Annotated in this window: 26 protein-coding genes; 1 reads left to right on the top strand and 25 read right to left on the bottom strand. The window is 27.6% G+C overall.

Going from position 1 to position 26,505, the window contains the following annotated elements:
- Positions 1 to 88: 88 nt before the first annotated feature.
- The 12 genes from ytfJ to CLPU_RS13830 form a co-directional block, all read right to left on the bottom strand.
- On the bottom strand, positions 89 to 523 hold the full coding sequence (gene ytfJ / locus CLPU_RS13890; RefSeq protein ID WP_050356271.1) for a GerW family sporulation protein: 435 nt from the start codon (positions 521 to 523) through the stop codon (positions 89 to 91).
- Positions 516 to 1,157: a DUF2953 domain-containing protein gene (locus tag CLPU_RS13885; protein WP_050356270.1), complete on the bottom strand. Its 642-nt coding sequence runs from the start codon at positions 1,155 to 1,157 to the stop codon at positions 516 to 518. Before CLPU_RS13885 ends, ytfJ begins: the two co-directional genes overlap by 8 nt.
- An 88-nt stretch (positions 1,158 to 1,245) precedes the next feature.
- A complete protein-coding gene (gene scpB, locus CLPU_RS13880) occupies positions 1,246 to 1,782 on the bottom strand; it encodes an SMC-Scp complex subunit ScpB (RefSeq protein WP_050356269.1) in 537 nt (178 codons plus the stop codon).
- Between the two features lie 12 nt (positions 1,783 to 1,794).
- Positions 1,795 to 2,544, bottom strand: a complete 750-nt coding sequence (locus CLPU_RS13875) for a segregation and condensation protein A (RefSeq protein WP_050356268.1) — start codon at positions 2,542 to 2,544, stop codon at positions 1,795 to 1,797.
- A gap of 23 nt (positions 2,545 to 2,567) precedes the next feature.
- Positions 2,568 to 3,209, bottom strand: a complete 642-nt coding sequence (locus CLPU_RS13870; protein ID WP_050356267.1) for a site-2 protease family protein — start codon at positions 3,207 to 3,209, stop codon at positions 2,568 to 2,570.
- A 273-nt stretch (positions 3,210 to 3,482) separates the two neighbouring features.
- Positions 3,483 to 4,673, bottom strand: coding sequence for a D-alanyl-D-alanine carboxypeptidase family protein (locus CLPU_RS13865; RefSeq protein ID WP_050356266.1), 1,191 nt, complete (start codon positions 4,671 to 4,673; stop codon positions 3,483 to 3,485).
- Between the two features lie 131 nt (positions 4,674 to 4,804).
- Entirely contained in the window at positions 4,805 to 6,130 is a 1,326-nt protein-coding gene (locus tag CLPU_RS13860) for a pyrimidine-nucleoside phosphorylase (protein ID WP_050356265.1), read from the bottom strand.
- Positions 6,131 to 6,177: 47 nt separating this feature from the next.
- Positions 6,178 to 6,996: a purine-nucleoside phosphorylase gene (locus CLPU_RS13855; protein WP_050356264.1), complete on the bottom strand. Its 819-nt coding sequence runs from the start codon at positions 6,994 to 6,996 to the stop codon at positions 6,178 to 6,180.
- A gap of 12 nt (positions 6,997 to 7,008) precedes the next feature.
- Positions 7,009 to 8,181, bottom strand: coding sequence for a phosphopentomutase (locus CLPU_RS13850; protein WP_050356263.1), 1,173 nt, complete (start codon positions 8,179 to 8,181; stop codon positions 7,009 to 7,011).
- Between the two features lie 77 nt (positions 8,182 to 8,258).
- Entirely contained in the window at positions 8,259 to 9,146 is an 888-nt protein-coding gene (xerD, locus tag CLPU_RS13845; protein ID WP_050356262.1) for a site-specific tyrosine recombinase XerD, read from the bottom strand.
- Positions 9,147 to 9,557: 411 nt separating this feature from the next.
- Entirely contained in the window at positions 9,558 to 10,172 is a 615-nt protein-coding gene (gene spoIIM, locus CLPU_RS13835; RefSeq protein WP_050356260.1) for a stage II sporulation protein M, read from the bottom strand.
- An 82-nt stretch (positions 10,173 to 10,254) separates the two neighbouring features.
- On the bottom strand, positions 10,255 to 10,797 hold the full coding sequence (locus tag CLPU_RS13830; protein ID WP_050356259.1) for an NUDIX domain-containing protein: 543 nt from the start codon (positions 10,795 to 10,797) through the stop codon (positions 10,255 to 10,257).
- Positions 10,798 to 10,888: 91 nt separating this feature from the next.
- Between CLPU_RS13830 and CLPU_RS17545 the strand changes: the two genes are divergently transcribed.
- The gene (locus tag CLPU_RS17545; protein ID WP_164492062.1) at positions 10,889 to 11,029 is read left to right on the top strand and encodes a hypothetical protein; all 141 of its coding nucleotides are present in this window, start codon (positions 10,889 to 10,891) and stop codon (positions 11,027 to 11,029) included.
- Here CLPU_RS17545 and CLPU_RS13825 read toward each other — a convergent pair.
- From CLPU_RS13825 to CLPU_RS13765, 13 genes are all read right to left on the bottom strand, one after another.
- Positions 11,004 to 11,999 carry a DUF3866 family protein gene (locus tag CLPU_RS13825; protein WP_268760481.1) on the bottom strand — a complete coding sequence of 332 codons (996 nt, stop codon included), beginning with the start codon at positions 11,997 to 11,999 and terminating at the stop codon, positions 11,004 to 11,006. The genes CLPU_RS17545 and CLPU_RS13825 overlap by 26 nt on opposite strands.
- A gap of 102 nt (positions 12,000 to 12,101) precedes the next feature.
- On the bottom strand, positions 12,102 to 12,914 hold the full coding sequence (locus tag CLPU_RS13820) for an MraY family glycosyltransferase (RefSeq protein ID WP_050356257.1): 813 nt from the start codon (positions 12,912 to 12,914) through the stop codon (positions 12,102 to 12,104).
- An 11-nt stretch (positions 12,915 to 12,925) separates the two neighbouring features.
- Positions 12,926 to 13,606, bottom strand: a complete 681-nt coding sequence (locus CLPU_RS13815; RefSeq protein ID WP_050356256.1) for a glycosyltransferase family 2 protein — start codon at positions 13,604 to 13,606, stop codon at positions 12,926 to 12,928.
- 17 nt (positions 13,607 to 13,623) lie between these two features.
- A complete protein-coding gene (locus CLPU_RS13810; RefSeq protein ID WP_050356255.1) occupies positions 13,624 to 14,508 on the bottom strand; it encodes a copper transporter in 885 nt (294 codons plus the stop codon).
- Positions 14,509 to 14,519: 11 nt separating this feature from the next.
- Positions 14,520 to 15,641 (bottom strand): putative cytokinetic ring protein SteA, encoded by a 1,122-nt coding sequence (gene steA / locus CLPU_RS13805; RefSeq protein WP_050356254.1) that lies wholly within the window; start codon positions 15,639 to 15,641, stop codon positions 14,520 to 14,522.
- Between the two features lie 810 nt (positions 15,642 to 16,451).
- Complete coding sequence (gene spo0A, locus CLPU_RS13800) at positions 16,452 to 17,264, bottom strand: sporulation transcription factor Spo0A (RefSeq protein WP_050356253.1); 813 nt, start codon at positions 17,262 to 17,264, stop codon at positions 16,452 to 16,454.
- A 353-nt stretch (positions 17,265 to 17,617) separates the two neighbouring features.
- Positions 17,618 to 18,919: a SpoIVB peptidase gene (spoIVB, locus tag CLPU_RS13795; RefSeq protein WP_050356252.1), complete on the bottom strand. Its 1,302-nt coding sequence runs from the start codon at positions 18,917 to 18,919 to the stop codon at positions 17,618 to 17,620.
- A gap of 274 nt (positions 18,920 to 19,193) precedes the next feature.
- A complete protein-coding gene (gene recN, locus CLPU_RS13790; protein WP_050356251.1) occupies positions 19,194 to 20,888 on the bottom strand; it encodes a DNA repair protein RecN in 1,695 nt (564 codons plus the stop codon).
- Positions 20,889 to 20,906: 18 nt separating this feature from the next.
- Positions 20,907 to 21,359 (bottom strand): arginine repressor, encoded by a 453-nt coding sequence (locus CLPU_RS13785; RefSeq protein WP_050356250.1) that lies wholly within the window; start codon positions 21,357 to 21,359, stop codon positions 20,907 to 20,909.
- Between the two features lie 178 nt (positions 21,360 to 21,537).
- Entirely contained in the window at positions 21,538 to 22,338 is an 801-nt protein-coding gene (locus CLPU_RS13780; protein ID WP_050356249.1) for a TlyA family RNA methyltransferase, read from the bottom strand.
- A 10-nt stretch (positions 22,339 to 22,348) separates the two neighbouring features.
- Positions 22,349 to 24,232, bottom strand: a complete 1,884-nt coding sequence (gene dxs / locus CLPU_RS13775) for a 1-deoxy-D-xylulose-5-phosphate synthase (protein WP_082154246.1) — start codon at positions 24,230 to 24,232, stop codon at positions 22,349 to 22,351.
- Between the two features lie 2 nt (positions 24,233 to 24,234).
- Positions 24,235 to 24,846, bottom strand: coding sequence for a hypothetical protein (locus tag CLPU_RS13770; RefSeq protein WP_235436187.1), 612 nt, complete (start codon positions 24,844 to 24,846; stop codon positions 24,235 to 24,237).
- A gap of 757 nt (positions 24,847 to 25,603) precedes the next feature.
- The gene (locus CLPU_RS13765; RefSeq protein ID WP_050356248.1) at positions 25,604 to 26,500 is read right to left on the bottom strand and encodes a polyprenyl synthetase family protein; all 897 of its coding nucleotides are present in this window, start codon (positions 26,498 to 26,500) and stop codon (positions 25,604 to 25,606) included.
- Positions 26,501 to 26,505 lie beyond the last annotated feature (5 nt).

Below are 26,505 nucleotides of genomic sequence, written 5' to 3'. Positions count from 1 at the left end.
TATGAATATCTGTACTTTTTATTTTGTCCTATAGTCTTATTTTTTATAACAGAAAAAGAGCAGAAAATCTGCTCTTTACTTTGATATCTTATTCAATATTGTCTTCACAACTGTTAGTAGTCTTTTTCTTTTTTTGTTGCATACTATTTGTAACCTTAGGAATAAAATCTAACAAACTATTTAATATAGCTGAGCCTTGATCAACAGGTGATAGTTTCATTTGTCCATTTCCAACTATCATGAAAGCTACTGGTTGTACAGTAACACCTGCTCCTGCTCCTCCTGCAAATGGTACTTTTTCTGTGTTGCAAGCATCGTCTTTGTCAAGTCTATGTTTACTTTTGTTTTGTATGCTATATTCTCCACCACCTGAAACAAATCCAAAGCAAACTTTAGATATAGGTATTATAACCTGACCATCAAGTGTTTCTACTGGATCACCTACAATTGTATTAACATCTACCATTTCTTTTATACTTTCCATAGTCGTTTTCATTAATCCTTCAATAGGATGTTCACTCATTTGTTACACCACCTTTTATTTTGACTTTTAGTGCTTTATATCCCCCAATAATAATATCAACTAATTTTATTTTAATTATACAGTCAAAATCTGCTTTAAAAATAGTCTTACCAAAGTCCGGAATTATATTCACATATAATTCTTCTACTTCTTTATCTCCAAAAAATATTTGGATTATAAAAACTTTTATGATATTAATAATTCCATATAAAATTGATGTTATTGCAGCATCACTAACTCCTATTTCAGTGTTCCAATTTATCCTTTTTATTCTAATTTTTTTTAATATGTATTCTACTGAATCTATATATATTTTTTTATAATCAGAAATAATCTCAAGTTTTTTTAAAATTTCTTTAAAATCTAAATAATCTTTCTGATAATCGATCTTTTTATTTGTACTTTTTTCTTCAATAGAACTTTTAAGTTTTAGTATAGGTTCATTTCTTCCCCATATTATATCTAAAAAAGGAATTTCATAATTGAATTTTATTAATCCTTTTAAGATCATAAAATTAATTTTTAAATATGAATCTTTTCCATATATATTAGATTCTATATTAATAACAACATAACTAAATATTAATAATATTAATAATATTATCAATATTACTATCAATAAAGTAAGAGTCAAGCTTATTCACCTCATATGCTAATAATAACCTCTTTAAAAAACTATTTTTCCCATTATAAAAAAAAATAACACAAATATTTGTGTTATTTTAAGAAATATTATTAATTTCTTCTTTTGGAATTTCTAGTTCTGGTAGTTCATCTAGTTTAGATAATCCAAAACATTTTAAAAAGTCGTCAGTTGTTCCATATAAAATAGGTCGTCCTGTTTTCTCAAGTCTTCCAACTTCTTTTATAAGATTTTTCTCTAGTAAAGTAGATATTGCCTTATCACACTTAACTCCTCTTATAGCTTCTACCTCAACTTTAGTTATAGGTTGTCTATATGCAATGATTGATAATGTTTCTAAAGCTGCAATAGACAAAGTTTTATTTTCTTTAGGTGTACATAATTTTTTTATCCATTCAAAATGCTCAGCTCTTGTAGCAAGTTGATATGCATTATTTACCTGAATAATTTGTAAACCCCTTCTATTGTAATTAAATTCATCTATCATCTCTTTTATGATTTCTTCAGATTCTGTTTTTGATATTTCTAATATACTTGATATTTCCTGTATCGCTAAAGGATCTCCCCAAGTAAACAATAATGCTTCTATTATAGATTTCATTTCTCTTTTATCCATAGAGTCTCACCTCTATTCTTCACAATGTTTTTTTAATTTTATTATAATCTGATCAAAGTTATTTTCTTGCTTTATAATTATAACTTTTTGTTTTATTAACTCTAACAGGGCTAAAAAAGTAACTACTATCTTTGATCTCGTTAATTTATCTTCAAATAATTCTTCAAAGTTAATTTTTTTCCTATAATTTATTATATCTAAAATATTCTCTATACTTTCTTCTATGGTTATTTCATCTCTTTGAATTTCTTTATAATCAATCTGACTATCTAAAATAATACATTTTTTTAGAATACTCTTATAAGAATCTATTAACTTGTTTAAATCTAACCCTTCTAATGTGAAATCATCATCAGTTATTAAATATTCTATTTCTTCTTTAGGCTTATAATATAGTTTGCTATGTAATTCTTCCTTATCTTTTAATTTTTCTGCAGCTTGTTTATATTTTTTATATTCTATAAGCCTTTTCACCAATTCTGCTCTAGGATCACTTTCTTCCATCTCTAGCTGTTCTCCATCTTTTTCTTTTTTAGACGGTAGAAGCATCTTAGACTTTATTTCTAATAATGTTGCAGCCATAACTAAAAACTCACTAGTAATTTCTAAATCTAGTTCTTGCATAGTTTCGATATAAGCAATATATTGATCAGTTATTTTAGCAATTGGTATATCATAAATATCTACTTTTTCTTTTTCAATAAGATGATAAAGCAAGTCCAAAGGACCTTCAAAACCTTCTAATATAACTTTATATTTCATCATTTTAACCCCTATTTAATAAGTTATAAGTTAATTATAAATTGCACTAAGTTCATTAATACATTGCTCCCAAGCACTATCCATCTGGATAAAAAAATGTTTATTCCACCAGTTATAACTAAAATTATCAATATAACATATAATCCTTTTTCATATTGATAAAATAGATTTTCATACTTATATGGTAAAAGACTTGCTAATATTTTTGAACCATCTAAAGGTGGAAAAGGTAAAAGGTTAAATACTCCCAATGCTAGATTATATATTATTATTGCATTTATGACATCCATTACTATATTATTAAATCTATATTTAATGCCAAATGCTAGTATTATAGTTGATATAACAGCAACTATAAAATTTGCTAATGGTCCAGCAAAAGAAACAATCATAGTGTCTCTTTTTCTATGCTTAAAATAAGATGAATCAATAGGTACAGGCTTAGCCCATCCAAACTTTGCTATTATCAATAACAAAAATCCTATAGGATCAAGATGAGCCATTGGATCAAGTGTAAGTCTTCCATAGCTTTTTGCAGTAGGATCCCCTAGAAGATATGCTGCATATCCATGTGCAAATTCATGAAAACTAATAGCAATTAATATCGCTGGTAAGATAGTTAGAAATTCTATAAGCCACTGTATTACACCATTACTTTGTAACATCTAATTTTCACTCCATTTTAATATATTTTGTTATTTTAATAATATAATACTTATTATATCTTAATTTGTAAGAATATTAAACAAATCAAATTTATTATTTTTTTATATTTTATTTAAAATATTTAATTATAATTTTAAAGACTAACTTTAATATTAATATAAAGTTTATATGAATTAATAAATTCATTATTTTTATATTACAATGTTTTTAGGTAAAATAAAAACTAGATATATAAATAATTTATATATCTAGCTTTATTATTATTTTAATTGCTAATATCCAGTCAACTTTCCAAAATTATCTCTTAGCATATTTACAAAAGAAGCCTTCTCAACATTGTCACTTAAAACTAAATTACTTCTTCCTACTTCTTTTCCATCTATCTTTATAATTAATTCTCCAACTTTTTGGTTTTTTACCATTGGAGCATTAATATATTCAGGAATATCCATAGTTTTTTCTACTTTTTTGTTCTCGCCTTTTTTAGTTAATATACTTAAATTATCCTTTACTATAACTTTAACTTCTTTCTCTTTTCCTTTTGAAACAGGCAATACTTTTACTACTTCTCCTTTTCTAGATATATCTATAGAATCATAAGTAGCAAATCCATAGTCTAGAAGTTTCTTTGTTTCGTTAAATCTTGTTTTACTTGTACTAGAACCTAATACGACTGAAATTAGTGTCAGATTTCCTTTTTTTGCTGATGCAGATAAACAATATCCTGCTTCTCCAGTATATCCTGTCTTTATTCCATTTGCTCCTTGATAAAATCTAATTAAATTATTAGTATTTACTAAGCTTTGAGTGATATCTTTCTTTTTTCCTACTTTAATTTCACCCATCCATGTAGATAACCATTCATGTATTTTAGGATATTTTAATAACTCTTTTGACATTATACTTATATCATATGCAGTAGAATAATGATCTTTATCAGGTAATCCTGTTGTATTTTTAAAATTTGTATTTTTCATTCCTATTTTTTTTGCTTTTTCATTCATTTGCTTAACAAATAATTCTATACTTCCACTTAAATGCTCTGCTAATGCAACTGAAGCATCATTAGCAGATCTTAAAGATATAGCTGTTATAAGTTCTTCAACTGTCTGAGTTTCCCCTTCTTCCAGAAATACTTGACTTCCACCCATTTTAGATGCATTAGAACTTACGACTACTTTATCATCAAGCTTTATTTTATTACTTTCTAAAGCTTCCATAGTCAATAATAAAAGCATGATTTTTGTTATGCTAGCTGGTGGTAGCTTTTCATGTGTATTTTTTTCATAAAGTACTTCTCCTGTTTTTGAGTCTATAAGTATTGCTGATTTTGCATCTATATCAAATCCTTCTTTTAGCACATCTTCTTCTATAGCAAATGCAAAGCTAGATAAAGATGTTCCTATTAAACTTAAGCAGATAATTAAAGTTATTATTATATTATATTTTTTAGCTAATTTCATTTTAAACCTCCTTTCAATACTTATTTTTATGTTAACCATCAAATATTTAAGTTATTCAAATTATTAATTACAAAAAAAGGAGATTAATTATACTAATCTCCTTTTTAAGCAATTAATTATATATATTTATTTTAATAGGTAATTATATTATTATTCTCAACAATTCCATAAATTAGCTTTTTATTTTGTTTATTCTTTTCTCCAATTTTAAAACTATCTTTAAGCCTTGAAGCTATAGACTCTATTTTATCCAAATCATTCCCATGAATATAAGCCAATATATCTCCCTTACTTACTTTATCATCTACTTTTTTATTAAGAACAATTCCAGCAGATAAATCTATTTTACTGTCTTTTGTTTCTCTTCCAGCACCAATCCCTAAAGCACATTTTCCTACTTCTTCAGCAATTATTTCTTTAATATAACCATCTTCGTCACTAATAAGTTCAACAATATGGGAAGAAGAAGAAAATTTAGACGTGTCTTCTATATAACTTATATCTCCACCTTGAGATTCTACAAGTTCTTTTAATTTATCAAAAGCTTTTCCATTTGATATTACTTCTTTTAACATATCTTTACCTTCATCAATGCTCTTAACTTTATTTCCCAATAAAAGTAACATTGACCCAAGTTCTAAAGATAACTCTACAAGGTCACTTGGTCCTTTGTTTTTAAGAGTATCTATAGCTTCTTTTACCTCAAGAGCATTTCCAACAGCATATCCTAGTGGTTCATTCATATCTGTTACCATGCAAACTGTCTTTCTTCCGAAACTTTCTCCAATGTCTACCATTTGTTTAGATAATTCAAATGCACTATCTAAATCTTTCATAAATGCCCCATTTCCTACTTTAACATCAAGTACTATAGCATCTGATTGTAAAGACAATTTCTTACTCATAACACTGCTAGCAATAAGCGACATATTATCTACTGTTGCAGTCACATCTCTTAATGCATAAAATTTTTTATCTGCTGGAGCAATATTAGCACTTTGACTACATATACATATATTTGTCTTATTAATAATTCTAATAAAATCTTCTTTTGATAATTCCGTATTAAACCCTCGTATTGAGTCTAGTTTATCTAAAGTTCCTCCAGTATGACCAAGTCCTCTTCCTGACATTTTTGCAAAAGGTAATCCACATGCTGCTATCATTGGTCCTAATACAAGTGTTGTCTTATCTCCAACTCCTCCTGTACTGTGTTTGTCAACTTTAGCTCCTTTTATAAAAGATAAATCAACTATTTCTCCAGTGTCTATCATAGCTCTAGTTAGATCAGATGTTTCTCTTTTACTCATACCACGCATATATATTGCCATAAATAAAGCTGACATCTGATAATCAGGTATTATTTCTCTAGTATATCCATCTACAAAATAAGTAATCTCTTCTTTTGTAAGTTCTATCCCATCTCTCTTTTTTTGAATAATATCATACATTCTCATTTTAATATATACCCCTTTTTTTATTTTACTAAGTGTATAATTAAAGCTTAGATATTTCTTATTATCTCTTTAACGAGTCTTATAAAGTCATTCTTTACCTTATTTGATGTCTCTATAACTTCATTATGATCTAATGGTTGATCTAATATTCCTGAAGCCATATTTGTTATACATGATATTCCTAATACCTTCATATTACTATGTCTTGCAACTATTACTTCTGGTACTGTTGACATTCCTATTGCATCAATACCTAATAGTCTCATCATTTTAACTTCAGAAGGCGTCTCATAACTTGGACCAGTTACCCAAGTGTATACTCCTTCTTTCAAATCTATTTTGAGCTTTTTTCCAGATTCCATAGCTATTTTAATTAAATCTTTATCATATGCTTGTGACATATCAGGAAATCTTGTACCTAATTCATCATAGTTTTTTCCTATTAGAGGATTTCTAAAAGAAAGATTTATATGGTCTCTTATTATCATCAAATCTCCAGGAGAGAAGTCTCTATTTGCACTACCAGCTGCATTAGTAACTACTAATTTTTTTATACCTAAAGATTTCATTATTCTAATTGGAAAAGTTACTTCCTCTAAAGTGTATCCTTCATAATAATGAAACCTTCCCTGCATTGCCATTACATCTTTATCATTTATTTTTCCAAAAACTAGCTGACCTGCATGTCCTTCTACAGTTGAAGTTGGAAAATTCGGAATATCCTTATACTTTATTTTTACACAATCTTTAATTTCATCTGCTAATGAACCCAATCCAGATCCTAATATTAAAGCTATATCTGGAATAGTTTCTAGCTTTTTATTTAAAAATTCAGTAGTCTCATTAATGTTTTTTATTAGATCCACTAACTTTCCTCCTTACTTTAAAATTTTTTTTGAAAAACTAGTTCCGTTTTTTAGTTTTTCTATACTTAGTAAATCTAGTATGGTTTCTCCTATGTCTGCAAATGTTTCCCTTACTCCAATATTAACATCTTTTTTTATCTTTTCTCCATAGATAAGTATAGGAATATATTCTCTAGAATGATCTGTACTTTCTGTTGTAGGATCACAACCATGATCAGCAGTAATGATTAAAACCTCATCATTATTTAGATTATTCATTATTTCTGGTAATCTTCTATCAAAATCTTCTAATGCTTTAGCATAGTTTTCTGGATCATTTCTGTGACCATACTTCATATCAAAGTCTACAAGATTTGTGAATATTAATCCCTTTTTATGCATCTTCATGAATTCTATAGTTTTATCTACCCCATCCATATTATCTTCAGTATGCATACTTTTAGTAATTCCACGTCCTGAAAATATATCCTCTATTTTTCCTACAGCCATAACTTCATACTCAGATGATTTAATTTTATCTAATATAGTTTCCCCAATAGGTTCTATAGAAAAATCTTTTCTATTCGAAGTTCTAGTAAACTTACCTTTTTCTCCTATAAATGGTCTTGCTATAACTCTTCCTACCCCATATTGCCCTTGTAATAGTTCTCTAGCTATTTTACATATCTCATATAATCTATTTAAAGGAATTATGTCTTCATGAGCAGCAATCTGAAAAACACTATCTGCAGAAGTATAAACTATAGGATATCCTGTTTCCATATGTTTTTCACCTAACTCTTCTATAATAGCAGTCCCTGAAGCTACTTTATTTCCTAAAATCTTTGTTTTTATTGATTTTTCAAATTTTTTTATAATTTCACTTGGAAATCCATTGGGAAAAGTAGGGAATGGTTCATCTAATATAATACCACTTATTTCCCAATGACCTGTCGTAGTGTCTTTTCCTTTTGACTTTTCTTTCGACTTGCCATAACAACCAATCACATTTTCAGGTGAATCTAATCCATGAACACTATCTATCTTTCCTAATCCAAGTTTAGATAGATTAGGGAGTTGAACATTTTTAACTGTTTTTAATATATTGCTTACTGTATTACTACCTTCATCACCATACTCAGATGCATCTGGTAATTCTCCAACACCAACGCTATCTAAAACTATAAGAGTTACATTGCTTATCATCTATATCCCTCTTTTCTATATTAATGTCAGATATATTATACCCTTATGGATATAAAAAAACCCCTTCTCAGGGGAATTTATGCTCTCGGATGGGCTTTTTTATAAACTTCTTTAATTCTATTTTTAGTTACTAAAGTGTATATTTGTGTAGTAGATATGTCTGAATGTCCTAGCATTTCTTGAACTGATCTTAAATCTGCTCCATTTTGCAACAAGTGAACTGCGAAAGAATGTCTCAATGTATGTGGAGTTATTGTTTTGTCTATATTAGCTTTCTTTGTGTATGATTTGATAATTTTCCAAAATCCTTGTCTTGTTAATTTTTTTCCATGATAATTTAAGAATAGTGATTCTTCATTATTATCCTTTAAAAACTTATCTCTATGATCATTTATGTATATTGTTAATATTTCAACCGCTATTTTACCTATAGGTACTACCCTTTCATTGCTATTACTTTTAGAACAACATATATATCCTAAATCTAAGTTAACATCACTAACTTTCAACGATATAAGTTCTGATACCCTTATACCAGCAGCATATAATAATTCCAGCATAGATTTATCTCTTATACCTTTTGAAGTATTTATATCAGGTTGATCTAATAATATCTCTATTTCATTAGGAGTTAGTATGTTTGGAACTTTTTTTTCCTGCTTAGGTGACTGTAAATTTATAGTAGGATCTTTTGATATAACCCCTTCATTTAGCATGTATTGATAAAAACTTCTTAATGACGCAATATTTCTAGAAACTGTTGAAATAGACTTTCCTTGTTTTTGTAAGTGCATAAGGTATGTTAATATAAGTGTCTTACTTACATTTAATATATCAGCTAAATTGTTATCTTCTAAGTAATTAGTAAATTGTTTCAAGTCTCTTATGTAGCATTCTATAGTATTTGTTGATAGTTCTTTCTCTGATTCAAGATAGTTAGCGAATCCAAATATATTGCTATTCATATAATTTCCCCTTTTATATTTTATACAAGTTTAACTTTCCAAAAGATTATTCAACAAATCTTAATAAATTCCTTTATTTTTAAACTACTCATAATTAAAAGGATAAATATTGTAAGATAATTTTCTTGAAAAAATATTCAAAGTTATCTTTTAATATAGTATATGACATAACAAAAGTTGAGTTACCTTTAGGAATTTTATTAATATTTTGTGTAATAATAATATCTAAAATCTTGTCTATCGTATAAGGAATTATTATTCCTATGATTATTAGAACAAAGCAAATTTTTATAATATGTGATAATATTACTTTCATAATAACTCACTCATCCTTCAACTATTATTTATTGCCTATTAATTTACAACATCATATTTTCATTTTAAATATATTTATGTTTAATAAGCTATAATCTAGTTTAAAAGTTTCATAAACATAGGAGTAATATATGACTCCACAAAACTTCCTATTACTAATAGAACAGATAAGATCGTCATTATAAAAGAATATCGTAACATTTCATTTAATAAGTTAATTTTTATAGATTTATTAAATTTGTTCTTTATAATTCTAAGTGAAAAACAAAGTGAAATTGCAGATGCTATTAATATCCACGGTATAATAAATATATTTTGTGGTACAATTACTAAAGTCGAAAATAAAACACCTTTCATACCAACTTCTTTTACTAAAAATCCAACTGTAAAACCTATTATAAATCCTCTTAGTAAAACAACTCCTAGTATAAGAGGTCCTCCTATAATACTTATTCCTAAAATTAACACTATTAAAAAAATATATATATTGTTTTCAAGTGAATGCTTTAACAATACAGAGTTATCTATATTGGTATTTAATACTCTAAAAAAAGAATTCAGAAAATCTATAAGTTCCTTTTTTTGTGTGGGATTCAACATATTTATAGTTATAGCACCAGATGCTATTCCTATCATAAGTGACAAAACTAATATAAAGTAAAGAATTATATTGTCTCTTATATGTTTTTTCAAATTTTCTGTTATTTTCAAGATTAAAATATCCCCCTTTCTAATACAAGCCTCTTATCAATTACTATGCTCGTAAGGGGGATATTATTACTTTCCTAAAAGCTTATTTTAAATCTGTATATTGAGATTTCACAGTTAAAGCTCCTATTAGAGTCTTTGCATCTATTATTTTTCCTTCAGCTATTATTTTATCTAAATCTTTTATCTTTATTTTCTTAATATCAATATATTCACCATCATCAGGTGTAGCTTCTCCTTCTATAAGTCCCTTTGCAATATATAAAAATATTTTTTCATTGCAGAATCCTGGTGATGTATAAAACTCCGATACAAACTCTAATTGAGAACTTTCATAACCTGTTTCTTCTTTCAATTCTCTAGCAGCACACTGTATTGGCTCTTCTCCATGTTCAAGCTTTCCAGCTGGTAATTCTAATAATTCTGATTCTACTGCTTTCCTGAACTGATTCACTAGTACTATTTCATCTTCTTCAGTAACAGGTATAACTGCCACAGCTCCTGGATGTTCTATAATTTCTCTTTTAGAATATTTTTTATCAGGCAATTCTACAGTATCTATTCTTAAAGATAATACTTTTCCATCATATATTTTTTCACTTTTCATAGTTTTTTCTTCATATCCCATAAATAAATCCTCCTTAATGGGAATAATATTTATTAAACAATCATAAACTTACATATCATTATAATTATTATTACATTTAGGAGATGATTATATGTTAAGAATTACTAGTAAAAATAAAATTTATTTTGTAGGCAAATCATATGAAGTAATAGAGGCTATTGAAAATTTATCCTTAAAGTATAGCCCAAATACTACTATTTTAGAAATTATAGACGATCTTTTAAAAGATTAATTGCACTTTTGCCTACAGCACCTAACGTAGTAAAGAACTCTTTATCTTCTTCATATCCTCTTCCCATTGTTTTAATTTTTAAATTATATTTATTTAGTGCTTCTTTTATTTGTTCACCATCTTCATATATGATTCTGTGTTTATCATCTAAATTAACATCTGTTATTTGTTTATTTAGATATTTCATATTTTCATCATTGATCTTTGGCATTACAACATTAGTCCTAGACTTAACTATTTCATTAAGTATAGTTATGCTATGATGACTTATTCCTTTATGTCTTTCTCTCTTGTCTGCAAAACTAATTCTAGGAATTGCTATACTAGTTCCTCCTAAACTATTTATGGCATCAATTATATATCCTTGCTCTATCCCAGTAAACCCATACTTTGTATCTGTTCCAACAATACCTGGACCCATAGTTATAATAGTAATATCACTATTAAGAACTTCTTTTGATGCAATTATTCCAGTATATATATTTACACATTCCATATCTCCTCCAAAAGAATGTCCTACAGTAATCGTATTTTCTATTATTCCTTTGGCTTTTAAATCTTTTACTGTTTTACTAAAATGTATAGGTAGTGCTCCTGCATCTGTCATTATATAATTTATTTTAACTGATGGATCAATATATTTTATCATAGCTGCAACTGGAGCTAACATACTATGAAGAGTTCCTACTATAAAAAGAGAACCTTCTAAAGACTCAAATTGTTTTATTTTCTCATGATAAGGACTTTCTTGCTCTTCAGCAGCAAAGCATTTCATTTGAATAGGTGTGTATCTTAATTTCATAATGTGTCCTTTGCCCTCTAGTTTAGATTCCTTTACTCTATTGTTGTGAATGACAAAATGTTGACCACCTGTTCCTAAGCTTAATTCTACTGCCGTCGTATTTAATATAACAGTATCACCTATTTGTACATTTCCTGTAAGTTCATTATAGTTAACCGCTCTTGAAATACTATTATCTATTTTAACTTCTATCCAAGATATTTCTTTGTCACATTCTAATATTTTAATTACTATTCCTTCTTTAAAAGCAATCAGTTTAAAAACCCCCTATTATCTTCCTAAACTATCTATAAACTTTAGAATCTTATTTTTTTCAATAATTTTAGAAAAAGAATAAAATTCAGATATAATATGTAACAATACTAATATTGCTAAATAAATTAATTTTATCTTTAGAGGGTGTGTTATAGCGCAAAAAATCCCTAGAGTTATTCCTAATGCATTTGATCCTATATCTCCCATCATAGCTCTAGCCTTTAAGTCATATCTTATATATCCAATAATTATACCTAAAGCAGATAACAATATGAAGTTAAAGCTAGTTTCATGAGCAGTTAAAAGTAATATTACTCCTAATATAATAAACATTTTACCTGCTCTTCCTGGTCTCAGATCAAATAAATTAATTAAATTAGTAAATAAAGCTATAAGAAAAGTATTTATAATCATTTCTACATAAGATTCTGATATAACAAGAGATATTAACGCAGCAGATAAAAAACCAATAATAGCCTTTAATCCGCCGGTCGTTAATTCTCCTTTAAAAAGTGATTTTATATGTCCTTTAAAACCTTTAACACTTTTTTCACCTATTAAATCGTCTATAGCTCCTATAAGCCCCATAAGCATCATAGATATTACATATCCTAAAACTAATAAAATATTGGTATCTTTATATATAGATATTAAAAATATTATTACTGTTTGAACTAAAACAAAAACCAATCCCATACCTACAGGTATTGCTTCATTTCTATAGTTTGTAGCTGTACATTCACTAGATAAAAGCATATTGTAAAGAAATGGAGTTATTATTATAGTTATTATTATACCTACTATAAAAGATAGTATATCTAAATTCATATATTCACCTTCTAGCCTTTATATAAAAGTTGTATTAGAGTTTTTAGTATATCCCAAAACTGTTTACCTCTATGAATGAAATCTTTCATGCTTCTTCCTGTTTCTCTATGAGTCATTTCAACATCTACTTCTTTTATAGAGAATCCGTGCCTAAAGGTTTGTACAGTCATAGCAACTTCGATTCCAAATCTATCTGGTATATATGATATTTTGTCTATAACTTCTTTTTTATATACCCTTTGACCAGATAAAGTAGTATCTATTTTTTTTCCTGTATATAAATATACTCCATATTTAGCTAGTTTTTTTACAAATCCAAATCCACCCTTTTTCTTAGCTTTTTGAAATCTAGCTATAGAAACATCTCCTTCATCATTGAGAACTGGCAAAATAAGTTTTTCTACCTCATTACTTGTTTTTCCTAAGTCACCATCAATTAGAACTAAATAACCATAATCAACTTCTTCTATTGCCTTTTTTATAGCAAAGCCTTTTCCACGATTTTGATTAAGATTAATTAATTTTACACCCATTTCTTTTACTATATTTTCTGTATTATCAGTTGATCCATCATTAACAATTACAATCTCATCTATTGATTTTATACTTTGTATATTTTTTATAGTATTTTCTATAAAGTTTTCTTCATTGTATACAGGTATAACTGCGATAACTTTGCTGTTTTTATTCATCTATATTTCTCTCCTCATTAATAAGATAAACTACTTATATCTGGAATAAGACTATCTGCACTAGGTTTTACTCCATAGTTACCTGGACTACCTTTTAATGTTATAACAAGAGACACTTTTCCGATAACAGAGTCTATATTATCTATAGAAGATATTCGATTGTTTTTATATCTTTCAGCATATGAATATTTTGCATCTGTTCTTTCAACACCAACTATGTTTTTATTATTTTTCTTAGCTACATTTATTATTTTTTCATCTATGTTTTCAAATTTATTATAGTTATTCTTCTTGCTTCCACCGATAAGAACTATATGATCTACTGATTGGTCATATAATCCATTGATATTTATTATTCCTTGTTCAGCTAGAGCTTGTACTAAAGGACTAACTTCACCCTTAATTATTGAAAGCGTTATTTCATCCATTACTACCTTAAAAATATTACCTTCTATTTTTTCACGTCCAGTAATATTTGTATATACTTCTTTTAACTTGTCTTCACTAGATAAAAAGATGTCTTTAATAGTAGTTATAGAAGTTACCTTTGCACCTGATAGTTCTAAAGTTTGCTTAACTCCTTGATCTATATAATCATCATTTGTTTCAATTATTGCTATCTTAAATCCATCTAGTTTATTTTTTATTATTTCTGAATATGTTAACTTATTGAATTCTTGTAACATTTTATTTTCATTTGATACTTGTTCTATTTCTTTTTTTGTCTTTTGATTTTCTTCCTTTATATAATCAAATTTTTCCTCAAGTTCAGAAACCATAGTTTGTTTTTGAGATGTAAGTAAATCTTGTGCATCTAACATAAATCCTATATAGATTCCGATTCCTAGAGCTAAAAATATTGATGTTACAGTTATTACATGATATTTAACATTTGGTACCACACAAACACCTCCTAAAATCCAAATAGTGTCTTTAACTTAATTTGCATAAGTTGTACTAATTCTTTCATTGGTGGAAAAAGTAAAGTCAATACTACAATAGGTATCAAAGCTGCTGCAGCTAGCCATATCATATATCTAGGTTTTAAACTACTTCTATATAGTTTATTAACCCCTTTAGCATCTATTAGTTTTGATCCTACTTTTAATCTTACTAAAAAAGTACTAGCCATACCACTTCTTCCTTTTTCTAAAAAATCTATCATACTATTATGAGTTCCAACTGCTACTATCAGATCTGCATAATTAGAATATGCTAATAATAAAGCTATATCCTCACTAGTCCCCGGCGATGGAAATATAACAGCATTTAGACCAAGATTTTTAACTCTTTCAAGTCCAGGAGCTTTTCCATTAGTATAAGCATGAACTATTATTTCTTTGGATGTTTTTAAACAATTATCACTTACACTATCCATATCTCCTATAACAATATCAGGAGTGTATCCAAATTCTAATAGAGCATCTCCGCCTCCATCAACTCCTATCAATATAGGATTCATTTCATTTATATAGTTTTTCATAGCCATTAAGTCTTTTTTATAATCTTTTCCTCTTACTACGACTAGTACATGTCTTCCTTTCATCTTTGTATTTACTTCTGGTATATCAATATTACCTAAAACTAATCCTTTTTCTTTTTTAGCATATTCAAGTGTATTTTCGATAAATTTATCTAATTCCTTTTCTATATTATCATATCCTATATTTAAAAGCTGTTGTATCTTTTCATTGTCCAGCTCTTCACAAGGTGCTATAGAGTCATTTTTATATACAATAGTATTATCTTTTAATTCTATTATGTCGCCTTCATCTAACACATTGAAAATATCTTTATCACTACATTCAAAAATAGGTATACCTGCTTTTAAAAGTATATTTGGACCTTGATTAGGGTATTTTCCACTTATAGTCTTATCCAAGTTTAAAATACATCTTACTTTAGATTCAGCAAGAGAAGTTGCAGCAATTTCATCCAGATCTTTATGATTTATTATAGCAATGTCCCCAGGCTTTAATCTTTTTACAAGATCTTTAGTCTTTCTATCTTTTTTAACTACACCTTTTATAATCATTTGTGATCCCCCAAGTCTACTTTTTTAATACTATTTTTTATCTATCACTACAATAATTTACTACAATAGACCAAAATAGTAAAGTTATTTATGGAAGCTATAAAAAAAGTCTCACCTATAAGTATTTTAACCAATTGTGCCCTTACAATGCAAGTAATATTATCTTTTTATATATCATTTATGATAACATCTGATTAGATACTAGTTGATAACAAATAAAAAATATTCAAATAATTTCAAATGTTTTTTATCTATTGTCTCTTGTGATTAAATAATTTTTATTTTAATGTTGATTTATGTCTAATTATTATACAAGATCATTATTTAAGTAAAATACATAGGTATAAGTACATTCATATATATTTTTATCCACACTTATATTATTTTTACATATTATTTTCACATATCATGCCAAATTCAAGATAATTTTTTATAATATTGACTACTTTTTTATGTTTAATTGCTTATAGATAATTTTGGTATATTTCGCTGTTATATATCCAAAATGATTTTATTTTGTAATTAATTTGTAATATTTTTATGGCATAAAAAAAATGTCATTCCATCTATAAAATTAACTCTAAAAAATAAAAAAACTCAAAATTTTTCTGAGTTTTTTTAATAATTAATAATCATTTAACTTTAATAATTTATATAAGAATTAATCATAAAAAAGACACCTCATGTTTTTAAATAATAAACAAGAAATGTCTAATTTATGATGACTTAAATATATTAATAGGTAAATAATAATACTCATTATTTTCTTTAACCAGGATCGTAATTCATGTAAATAAATTATTTCTACATTTAAGATATTTTCTGCTCTAATCTTAATTTATCTGCAACCATTGCGATAAATTCACTATTCGTAGGTTTTCCTTTATCATTGTGAACTGTATATCCAAATAAATTATTTATAGTGTCTATTTTACCTCTACTCCATGCAACCTCGATAGCATGTCTTATGGCCCTTTCAACTCTACTAGGAGTAGTATTGAACTTTTTCGCAATATTAGGATAAAGTTCCTTAGTAACTGCACCTAATAGTTCTATGTTTTCAACCACCATAGTTATTGCTTCTCTTAAATATAAATAACCTTTGATATGTGCTGGAACTCCTATTTCATGAATTATATTAGTTATTTTAGTTTCTAATGTATTCCCTGAATTTGACGAATTAACTAACGTTGATGTAGTAGTTTGATGAACTTGTTTTCTTCTTTCTATTATAGCTGGAGCGCTCCCTGTAACTTGTCTAATTCTTTTCATAAATGTTTCAAAGTCAAAAGGTTTAACTACATAATAATCTGCTCCTAAACTGATTGCTCTTTGAGTAATTTTATCTTGTCCTACTGCTGATAAAACTATTATTTTAGGAAATGTCTCCAATTCTATTGAATGTAATCTTTCCAAAACTCCTAAACCATCTAAATGTGGCATTATGATATCTAAAACTAGAACATCTGGATTTTTCTTAGCAATAAGATCTATTGCTTCTATTCCATCTTTTGCTACGCCTATTACTTCTACATCATCTTGAGTAGATAAATATTCACTGAGAATATTACAAAAATCTTTATTATCGTCCGCTATTAAAACATTTATTTTTTGATTATTCACTAAAATATCCCCCCAAATTTTAAGTTTAATTTATTAATATCCCCAAAATATTGATTCGACATATGACATATATTTCCTTCTTACTTTTTATATTTTTATTTTTAACATAATATCAACCAATATTTACAATACTTCTTATTAGATTATTCTATTTTGAATTGCTTTTTCCTTTATTTATAATTGTTTTATTACATTTTTTATATCTTTTTACATTATATTGAATGATACAAAATTTATTTTGTCTACTTAAATCTTAATATTTCTAATATGTATAGTATTTAAAATAATTTCACTTTTACATTATATCATAATATTATAAAATCCCCCTTAAAAAAGGAGGATTTTTAATAATATTATTTATTATTTGCTAAGTTATTACTTTTAAAAGGGATTCCAGCTTCTTTCATCATCCACTCTATATATAATCCATATCCTTTAGTAGGATCATTTACAAATACATGTGTTACAGCTCCTATTATTTTACCATTTTGAATTATTGGGCTTCCACTCATACCTCTTACTATTCCACCTGTTTTATTTAATAGCCTCTTATCTGTTACTTTTATTACCATACTTTTCGTTTCAGGATTTAATTGATTTTCTTTTTTTAGTATTTCGACTTCATATTTTTCAACCTTACTATTTTCTATTGTTGTTAATATATGAGCTTTACCAATTTGCACTTCATTTTGTAATGCTATTGGAAGTCTTTTTTTATCACTTAAATTTTTATACATAGCTCCATATATTCCAAAAGATGTGTTAGAAGTTATTTTTCCTAACACTTTATTATTTTCAAAAAACATTCCTCTTATTTCTCCTGGAGTTCCTTTTTTTCCTTGTTCTATAGATGATATTTCTGCTTCCATTATTTCTCCATTTTCTATACTCATGAGTGTTCCCGTGTCTACATCTGTTATAGAGTGTCCTAAAGCTCCAAATTTTTTAGATTTTTCATCATAAAATGTAAGCGTACCTATACCTGCTGTTTTATCTCTTACCCATATTCCTAATCTATAGCTATTATCTTGCTTACTTTTTATAGGAGTAACTTCTTTAACCATTTCTTTACTATCTCTTTCTATAGTAATATTTAATTTTTCATTTTTTGCATTGTTTAAAATATCTATAACTTGATTAGCATCTTTTATCTTTTTACCATTTATTTTAGTAACTGAATCTCCAACTTTTATTCCTGCATCTGCTGCTGGATTACTTTTTTCTCCATTAACATTTTCTATTTCAGACATACCTACCACAAGTACACCTTTTGTGTTTAGTTTTACACCTAATGCTTCTCCTCCTGGAGTTAAATATATATCATCTATTACATTTACATTTACATGTTTTATTGGAAGAAACCCTAAAAAATTAATAGCTACCTTAGCTATTCCATTTTCACTAGGTTTAAAATGATAACTATTCTTTATTCTTATTTTTTCTTCATGTTTATTACTAAGTTCTAGTACTTTTTTATTTTCTAATATCTCTAATGTAAAAGGAAATAATACATCAAGTCTTTGACTTCCTCCTCTAGTTATATCTATCTGTGAGGGATAATGGAGTACATTTAATATTTGAACTGAATATGGTACAATCAAAGCTAATATTAATATAAAAAAGACTAACTTCTTTTGACGAAGGTTTTTAGTCAAACAAAATCACTCTCCCATTTTCCCTTGTCTTTGGGCCACCTCCAAATTAAATAGCTAGATTCTGTAATTTGAATTAAAAAGTTTCAGTAAATTTAATTTAGCCTTTTTCATAAAAAATTATTCTGTACAAATATTTATTTATATGTTAATAGAAATCTTAATTTCCTCATAATAGATATTTTTCAAATAAGATTATTTTATTATTAAATTCTGATAATTAAAATCTTAAAAACAAAAAGCATCTTTAAATAAAGATGCTTTTTGTTAAAAAATGCTATTTTTTTATCTTTTGAGATAAACTTATCATTTCTTTCGCATGTTGTTTAGTCGTAGTAGTCAAGCTAACTCCACCTATTAATCTAGATATTTCTTCTACTCTTTCTTCCATATTTATTTTTTTAATACTAGTGCTAGTATTATTTTCACTAATATTTTTGGTTATTAAAAAATGAGTGTCGGCCATTGCAGCTATCTGCGGTAAATGCGTTATACATATTATCTGATGAGTCTTAGAAATTTTTAGAATTTTTTCTCCAACTATTTGTGCAGTTCTGCCACTTATTCCAGTATCTATTTCATCAAATATTAACGATGGTATACTATCAATTTCTGCTAATATACTTTTGAATGCTAATAATATCCTAGACATCTCTCCTCCAGAAGCAATTTTAGATAAAGACTTTAAGGGTTGTCCTGGATTAGTTGAAATATAAAACTCTATTTCATCAACTCCATTATCTGTAAAGTAATCTAGCTTATTTATATTAGCTTTGAAAATAGTTTCTCCCATATTTAATTCTTCAAATTCTTTTATTATTTGCTTTTCAAGATCTTTACATATTTTTTGTCTTTCACTGGTTAGTTGTTTACAATAATCATTTAAAACTTTTTCCATTTCAATTATTTCAGTTTTTAATTTTTTTATTTCTTCATCTAAATTTAAAATTGTTTGTAATCGATCATTTATACTATCTCTATAACTTAATATTTCCTCTACAGTAGTTCCATATTTTCTTTTAAGTCTATTAATTAAATCTAGTTTTTTTTCCAGTACAATTAATTTTTCATGATCATAGTCTATATTACTTTCATATTTTCTTATATCTCTAGCTACATCTTGAATTTGATAAGTTACCCCTTCTATTATTTCAGCATATGATTTTATATTTTTATCATACTTCTCAAGCTTATCTAGCATCATAAATAAATTAGTTAATCTATCAACTATTCCTTTAGAACCATAGCTATCTGAAATTAATTCTTGTAAGACATTGATCATTGTATTTGAAATTTCTTCTGAATTTGATAACATATTATATTCATTTACTATATTTTCTTCCTCATTAGGTTTCAAATCAGCCTCATCAATTTCTTCTATCTGAAATTTTAATAAATCTATTTCTCTTTGTCTTTCCATTTCATTTTGATATAGCCTGTTAAGTTTATTTTTTAACAATGACAAATTTCTATATTCTAATCTAACTTTTTTTCTAACTTCATCTATAACATCTTTTCCTAGTAAATCTATAAGTTCCAATTGCCTTTCTTTTGATAAAAGAGATTGATTTTCATGTTGACTCTGTATATTTATAATTTTGTTTGTAACCTCAGTTAACATACTTAAAGTAACTGCTCTCCCATTTATCCTAGATATACTTCTACCATTAACATGAACTTCTCTTGATATAAGTATTAAGTTATCTTCTTCTAACGGTATTCCATATTGCTCAAACGTATTTTTTAGTATGCTAATCTGCTCTAAACAAAATATTGCTTCTATTACAGCTTTTTCTGCTCCAGATCTAATGTAATCTTTATCAGCTCTACTACCTAACACTAAAGCTATTGCATCAACTATTATAGATTTTCCAGTTCCCGTTTCTCCAGTTATTATATTTAATCCTTTCGTGAAAGAAATACTTACTTTATCTATTATTGCAAAGTTTTCTATATTAAGTTCAAGGAGCATTTCAAAACCTCCTAATTTCTAACTCAAAAGCTCATTAAAAATACTTAATATTTCTTTTATTTTTTCTATAGAATTAATAGCAACAAATATAGTATCATCTCCTGCTATTGTTCCAATGATTTCTTCTATCCCTAATGAATCTATTGCTGAAGCACATATCTGTGCTGCTCCTGGTATCGTTTTTATAACTAATAAATGTCCAGCAACATCTACTGAAATCATAGAGTTTTTAAAAATCTTTATAAGTCTATCTGTAGTGCCTTCTGTATTTTGTCCCATAACAGCATACTTATATTTACCACTTTTAGATAAAACTTTAACTAGCCTGAGTTCTCTAATATCCCTAGAAACTGTAGCTTGAGTTACATCTATTCCTGCTTTTTTCAGATATTCTGCTAAATCTTCTTGAGTTTCTATCTCATATGCCTCTATAAGCTCTAAAATTTTTGATTGTCTTGCATATTTTTTCAATTTTGATTATCTCCTTTACTATTTTAGTTTTAAAGGATGTTTATTAATGAATATACACTAATAATTATTTATAATTAGATAATACCAAATTTTTTATAAAATTTTAAGTATTAATTTATTATATTTTATTAACATATACAATATTAAATATTTTAAACAATTAGCAGATTTTATATACTTATAGATCACTATGTGATTCTTCTACAACTTTATCTATTAGTTCATCTATATTTACATTATCAACATCTTTTTTTACTATATAAGCTAAATATTCTCTATTACCTTCTGCTCCCTTTATAGGGGAATAAGTCAATCCACTAAAATTAAATCCTATACTTTTACAATATTCATATATATTTTTAATTACTTCTTTGTGTATGTTTATATCTCTTACAACACCTTTCTTACCTACTTTATCCCTTCCTGCTTCAAACTGTGGCTTTATTAAAGCTATAATTTCTACATCTTCAGTAGTCAATTCTTTCACAACAGGTAAAACCAATTTAAGAGAAATAAATGAAACATCTATACTTACAAAGCTTGCTAGTTCTCCAATATCTTCTTTTTTTACATATCGAATATTAGTTCTGTCCATTGGTACTACTTTTTCATTACTTCTTATTTTCCAAGCAAGTTGACCATATCCTACATCTATTGCATATACTTTTCTAACATTATTTTTCAGCATACAATCTGAAAATCCACCTGTAGAAGCTCCAATATCAAGAGCAACTTTATCTTCTATAGATACAGGGAATTCTTTTAATGCTTTTTCAAGCTTTAACCCACCTCTACTAACATATGGTATTGGATTTCCTTTAACTATAATCTCAGCTTCTACTGAAACTTTAGTTCCTCCTTTATCTACTTTTTCATTATCTACGAATACTAGTCCTGCCATTATATATTTCTTAGCCTTTTCTCTACTTTCAACTAATCCCTTTTCAACTAACAGAACATCTATTCTCTCTTTTTTCATTTTATCGCCCCTATATATTAAATTTATCCATGACTAAATTTGTTATACTGTCAATATCCATTCCGTGTTCCTTGAAAAGTTCTTCTACACTTCCATGTTCTATAAACTCATCAGGAAGTCCTATATTTATAACTTCTCCTTTATAACCATTTCTCATCAATAAACTATTAACGAGACTTCCTAGTCCTCCTATTTTAGCATTGTCTTCCATAGTCATTATTATAGAATGGCTTTTAGATATTTTTAGTATAAGCTCCTCATCTAACGGTTTAATAAACCTGGCATTAACTAAAGTTATATTTTTTCCTTTTGCTTTTAATCTCTCTAAAACTTTATATCCTTGTTCAACCATTTTTCCTGTAGCAATCATTGCTATATCTCTTCCTTGATTTAATAATTCACCTTTACCATATTCTATAGGAAGATCATCATTTTTAACTAAAGATAAGTCATAACAATTACCTTTAGCATATCTTATAGCTATAGGGCCATTAAACTCTGATGCAAACTTTATCATTTTAATAAATTCATTTTTATCTTTTGGTGCAATAATTGTCATGTTAGGTATGTGTGATAGATATGATAAATCAAAAGCTCCATGGTGAGTTTCTCCATCATTACCAACTAATCCAGCTCTATCTATAGCAAACGTCACAGGAAGATTCTGAATACATACATCATGTAGTATTTGATCATAAGCTCTTTGTAAAAACGTAGAATAAACTGCAAAAAAAGGTTTCATTCCATTAGCCGCAAATCCAGCCGCTAATGTAACTCCATGTTGTTCAGCAATTCCTACATCAAAAAATCTATTTGTAAATTTTTCTTTAAAATCATCTAATCCTGTACCTGATGGCATAGCTGCAGTTATTGCTAAAATTTTATCATCTTTTTTTGCTAGATCTACCAATGTATTTCCTAGTACATCTGAATAAGTTAAATTTGTTTCTTTACTTAAAGATAGTCCTGTTTCTACATCGAAAGATGAAGCTCCATGAAATTTATCTGGATATTGTTCCGCTGGTTTATATCCTTTTCCCTTTTTAGTAACTGCATGGATTAAAACTGGACCTTTAACAGATTTAGCTCTCTCTAGAGCATCTATAATTTCATTTATATTATGTCCATCAACAGGACCTAGATATTTAAATCCCAAATCTTCAAAAAACATTCCTGGAAGTAAAAAGTACTTCAAACTATCTTTAGCTTTTTCTGCTGTCTTAAACATTCTTTTTCCAATAGCAGGTATACTGTTAAGTATACTTTCAACGTCTTCTTTCATTTTAAAGTAAGTAGGTGTAGTTCTTATTTTATCCAAGTATTTTGATAATCCGCCTACGTTTTCTGATATTGACATCTCATTATCATTAAGTATTACTATTAAGTCAGTTTTTGTATCTCCTGCATGATTTAAAGCCTCAAATGCCATCCCTGCTGTCATAGCACCATCTCCAATTACACATACAACATCATAGTCCTCTTTTTTTATATCTCTCGATAAGGCATATCCTAATCCAGCTGATATAGAAGTTGAACTATGTCCTGTATCAAATGCATCATGAGAACTTTCTTTTCTTTTTGGAAATCCACTTAATCCCTTGTATTGTCTTAGTGTATGGAACTTATCTTTTCTTCCTGTCAATATCTTATGAACATATGATTGATGTCCTACATCCCATATTATTCTATCTTTTCCACTATCAAACACCCTATGAATAGCTATAGTAAGTTCAACAACTCCTAAATTTGATGCAAGATGTCCTCCTGTTCTTGAAACTGAATCTATTATAAACTTTCTTATATCTTCAGCTAAAAAAGTTAATTCTTTAGTATCCATATTTTTTATTTCTTCTAGTCCAACATAATTTGAAAGTAAGTTCTTCACTCTATTCATCCTCACTTTTTCTTTTTCTTTTTTAAACTAGGAAGAACTCTGATTCCTAATTTAGTATGTAAAAACATGAAAATTTTAGATACTCTAAATATTATTTTTTCAGAATTATATATAGCAATTTCTTTACCTATGGCTTTTCCTCCAACAGTTAAAGAAGCTATTATTCCTGTCATTACTATACTTACAAAAGTACCTTCTTTAAATCCATATTGATTTATCAATCTTAAAACTATAATAGCACCTGCTGATCCACTTATTATTCCACAAATATCTCCTATTACATCATTGCAAAAGTTTGATACTTGCCCTGCATTTCTCACTAATTTTATTGCATATTTTGCTTCTTTAATATTATTAGCAGCCATAGAATGAAATATCTTTTCATCAGATACAGCAACCGATATTCCTATTATATCAAAAACAACCCCAATTATAATAATACCTATTAAACTTATGACAGCCATTAATATGTCAAGATTTCTTAGTATATTTTCTGATATCAAGCTTACGCCTATAGCTAATGCGAAAGTCCAAATACTTATTGAAAGTATCCATTTTACATTATATTTTTTAAAAATATCTAAATCTATTAAACTTTTTTTATCTTTATTCAATATATATCCTCCACATGTAAACATAGAAATAAAGCTGATAGCAAAAGCTATCAGCATGAGTGGTAGTATATTAGGTAAATTTTACGGCTTGAGGTCTAGCAGGATTTCCCAGGTAAGAACTGTTTGTCGCCAAATCAGCGGTTTCCCTTTAATCCTACCTCTACTCTGTCGCCAAAAATAGAGCTAGATTACCACTTAGTCCGCACTGTAATCCCTAAATATACCTCATTTAGAACAGTCTAGGAGATTTCCTCTGCAGCTACACTAATTTCTAGCCTCTTTTGCAAAATAGGTTTCCACAGCAAAGCTTATCATTCTATGGGCCCATAGGTTTCAAAGCTACACCTGTGTTCCGCCTATTTCACGCAAGGCAGGCTACACTACAAGTAGCTGTAACTACTATTGTAGGTTTATCTCAAACATTATATTAATATTCGAGTCTCCACGAAGGTAGGGTCAACGCCTGCATGCCCTTGCAGATCGCCCCATCCTCCTTACTCCCAGAAACGACCCCCGACGGGGCGTCAGAAGCCGAAACCAGGGACTTCATCGATGTGCCATATGACGGATTTTTAGCCCCGCCTTCAAAATTAGTTTGACTGACTAGAATACTGCACCACTCTAGACTAAGTAAATTTAATTATAGCATATTAACTAATGTAGTTCAAATTCCTTAATATTTGTATTATATATTATATCCCATAAAATTAGATTTATTGTTTCACTCTTTAAAACATTTTATAAATTAATTTTAATTCTAATTTTCTCTATATACTAAGTAATCAGCTAAGTTTTCTAAAAATAATGTATTCTTTCCTTTAAATACTTTCAATGAATCAATCGCTTTATTATATAACTCTTTAGTTTTTTCTATAGATTTTTCTATTCCATAAAGGGTTATATATGTAAGCTTATTATTTGACTCATCACTTCCTACCTTTTTTCCTATTTTATTTTTATCTCCTATTTTATCCAATATATCATCTCTTATTTGGAAGCATAGACCTATTGCTTTTCCATACTGCCTTAAAGCGTATATCTCTTCTTCTGTTCCATTAGCTAACATTCCTCCAGAAACGATTGACGCTTCGATTAGTGCCGTAGTTTTATTATTATGTATAAAATTTAATTTTTCTTTATCCGTAATATTATTAGAAGACATCATATCTACAGATTGTCCGCCTATCATTCCATAAATACCAGAAGCACTTCCTATTTCTTTAACCGCTTTAGCGTATAGTAAGCTATTTCTAGTATCTTCTAAAATGGAACTTACCATTGTTTCATAAGATAGGTTCAAAAGAGCATCTCCAGCTAAAATAGCCATTGCTTCTCCATAAATTTTATGATTAGTTAACTTCCCTCTTCTATAATCATCATTGTCCATAGCAGGAAGATCATCATGTATAAGAGAATATGTATGAATCATTTCTATTCCAGCTGCAAGGGGTAGAGCTTTCTCATAGCCCTCACCACTTATTAACTCATATGTTTTTAAATTTAATATAGGTCTTATTCGCTTTCCTCCAGCAAATATACTATATCTCATTGCTTCACATAACTTTCCTTGCATACAGTCCTCTTTAGGTAGTACTTCTTCTAATTTTTTTTCTATTATTTTTTTATATTTATTTATCTCTTTTAGTAAATCCATAAGTA

The organism is Gottschalkia purinilytica, assembly GCF_001190785.1.
Classification (GTDB): domain Bacteria; phylum Bacillota; class Clostridia; order Tissierellales; family Gottschalkiaceae; genus Gottschalkia_A; species Gottschalkia_A purinilytica.
Note: the sequence above shows the minus strand (reverse complement) of the source record. Positions and strands in the feature narration are given on the sequence as shown.

Coding starts and splice junctions, on each gene's coding strand:
- xerD (WP_050356262.1), bottom strand. CDS start 9,146: ATGAATAGCAATATATTTGGATTCGCTAACTATCTTGAATCAGAGAAA.
- CLPU_RS13815 (WP_050356256.1), bottom strand. CDS start 13,606: ATGAATAAAAACAGCAAAGTTATCGCAGTTATACCTGTATACAATGAA.
- CLPU_RS13870 (WP_050356267.1), bottom strand. CDS start 3,209: ATGTTACAAAGTAATGGTGTAATACAGTGGCTTATAGAATTTCTAACT.
- CLPU_RS13875 (WP_050356268.1), bottom strand. CDS start 2,544: ATGAAATATAAAGTTATATTAGAAGGTTTTGAAGGTCCTTTGGACTTG.
- steA (WP_050356254.1), bottom strand. CDS start 15,641: ATGATTATAAAAGGTGTAGTTAAAAAAGATAGAAAGACTAAAGATCTT.
- scpB (WP_050356269.1), bottom strand. CDS start 1,782: ATGGATAAAAGAGAAATGAAATCTATAATAGAAGCATTATTGTTTACT.
- dxs (WP_082154246.1), bottom strand. CDS start 24,232: ATGAATAGAGTGAAGAACTTACTTTCAAATTATGTTGGACTAGAAGAA.
- CLPU_RS13765 (WP_050356248.1), bottom strand. CDS start 26,500: ATGGATTTACTAAAAGAGATAAATAAATATAAAAAAATAATAGAAAAA.
- CLPU_RS13850 (WP_050356263.1), bottom strand. CDS start 8,181: ATGATAAGCAATGTAACTCTTATAGTTTTAGATAGCGTTGGTGTTGGA.
- CLPU_RS17545 (WP_164492062.1), top strand. CDS start 10,889: ATGTTAAGAATTACTAGTAAAAATAAAATTTATTTTGTAGGCAAATCA.
- CLPU_RS13860 (WP_050356265.1), bottom strand. CDS start 6,130: ATGAGAATGTATGATATTATTCAAAAAAAGAGAGATGGGATAGAACTT.
- CLPU_RS13780 (WP_050356249.1), bottom strand. CDS start 22,338: ATGAAAAAAGAGAGAATAGATGTTCTGTTAGTTGAAAAGGGATTAGTT.
- recN (WP_050356251.1), bottom strand. CDS start 20,888: ATGCTCCTTGAACTTAATATAGAAAACTTTGCAATAATAGATAAAGTA.
- CLPU_RS13830 (WP_050356259.1), bottom strand. CDS start 10,797: ATGGGATATGAAGAAAAAACTATGAAAAGTGAAAAAATATATGATGGA.
- ytfJ (WP_050356271.1), bottom strand. CDS start 523: ATGAGTGAACATCCTATTGAAGGATTAATGAAAACGACTATGGAAAGT.
- CLPU_RS13865 (WP_050356266.1), bottom strand. CDS start 4,673: ATGAAATTAGCTAAAAAATATAATATAATAATAACTTTAATTATCTGC.
- CLPU_RS13820 (WP_050356257.1), bottom strand. CDS start 12,914: ATGAATTTAGATATACTATCTTTTATAGTAGGTATAATAATAACTATA.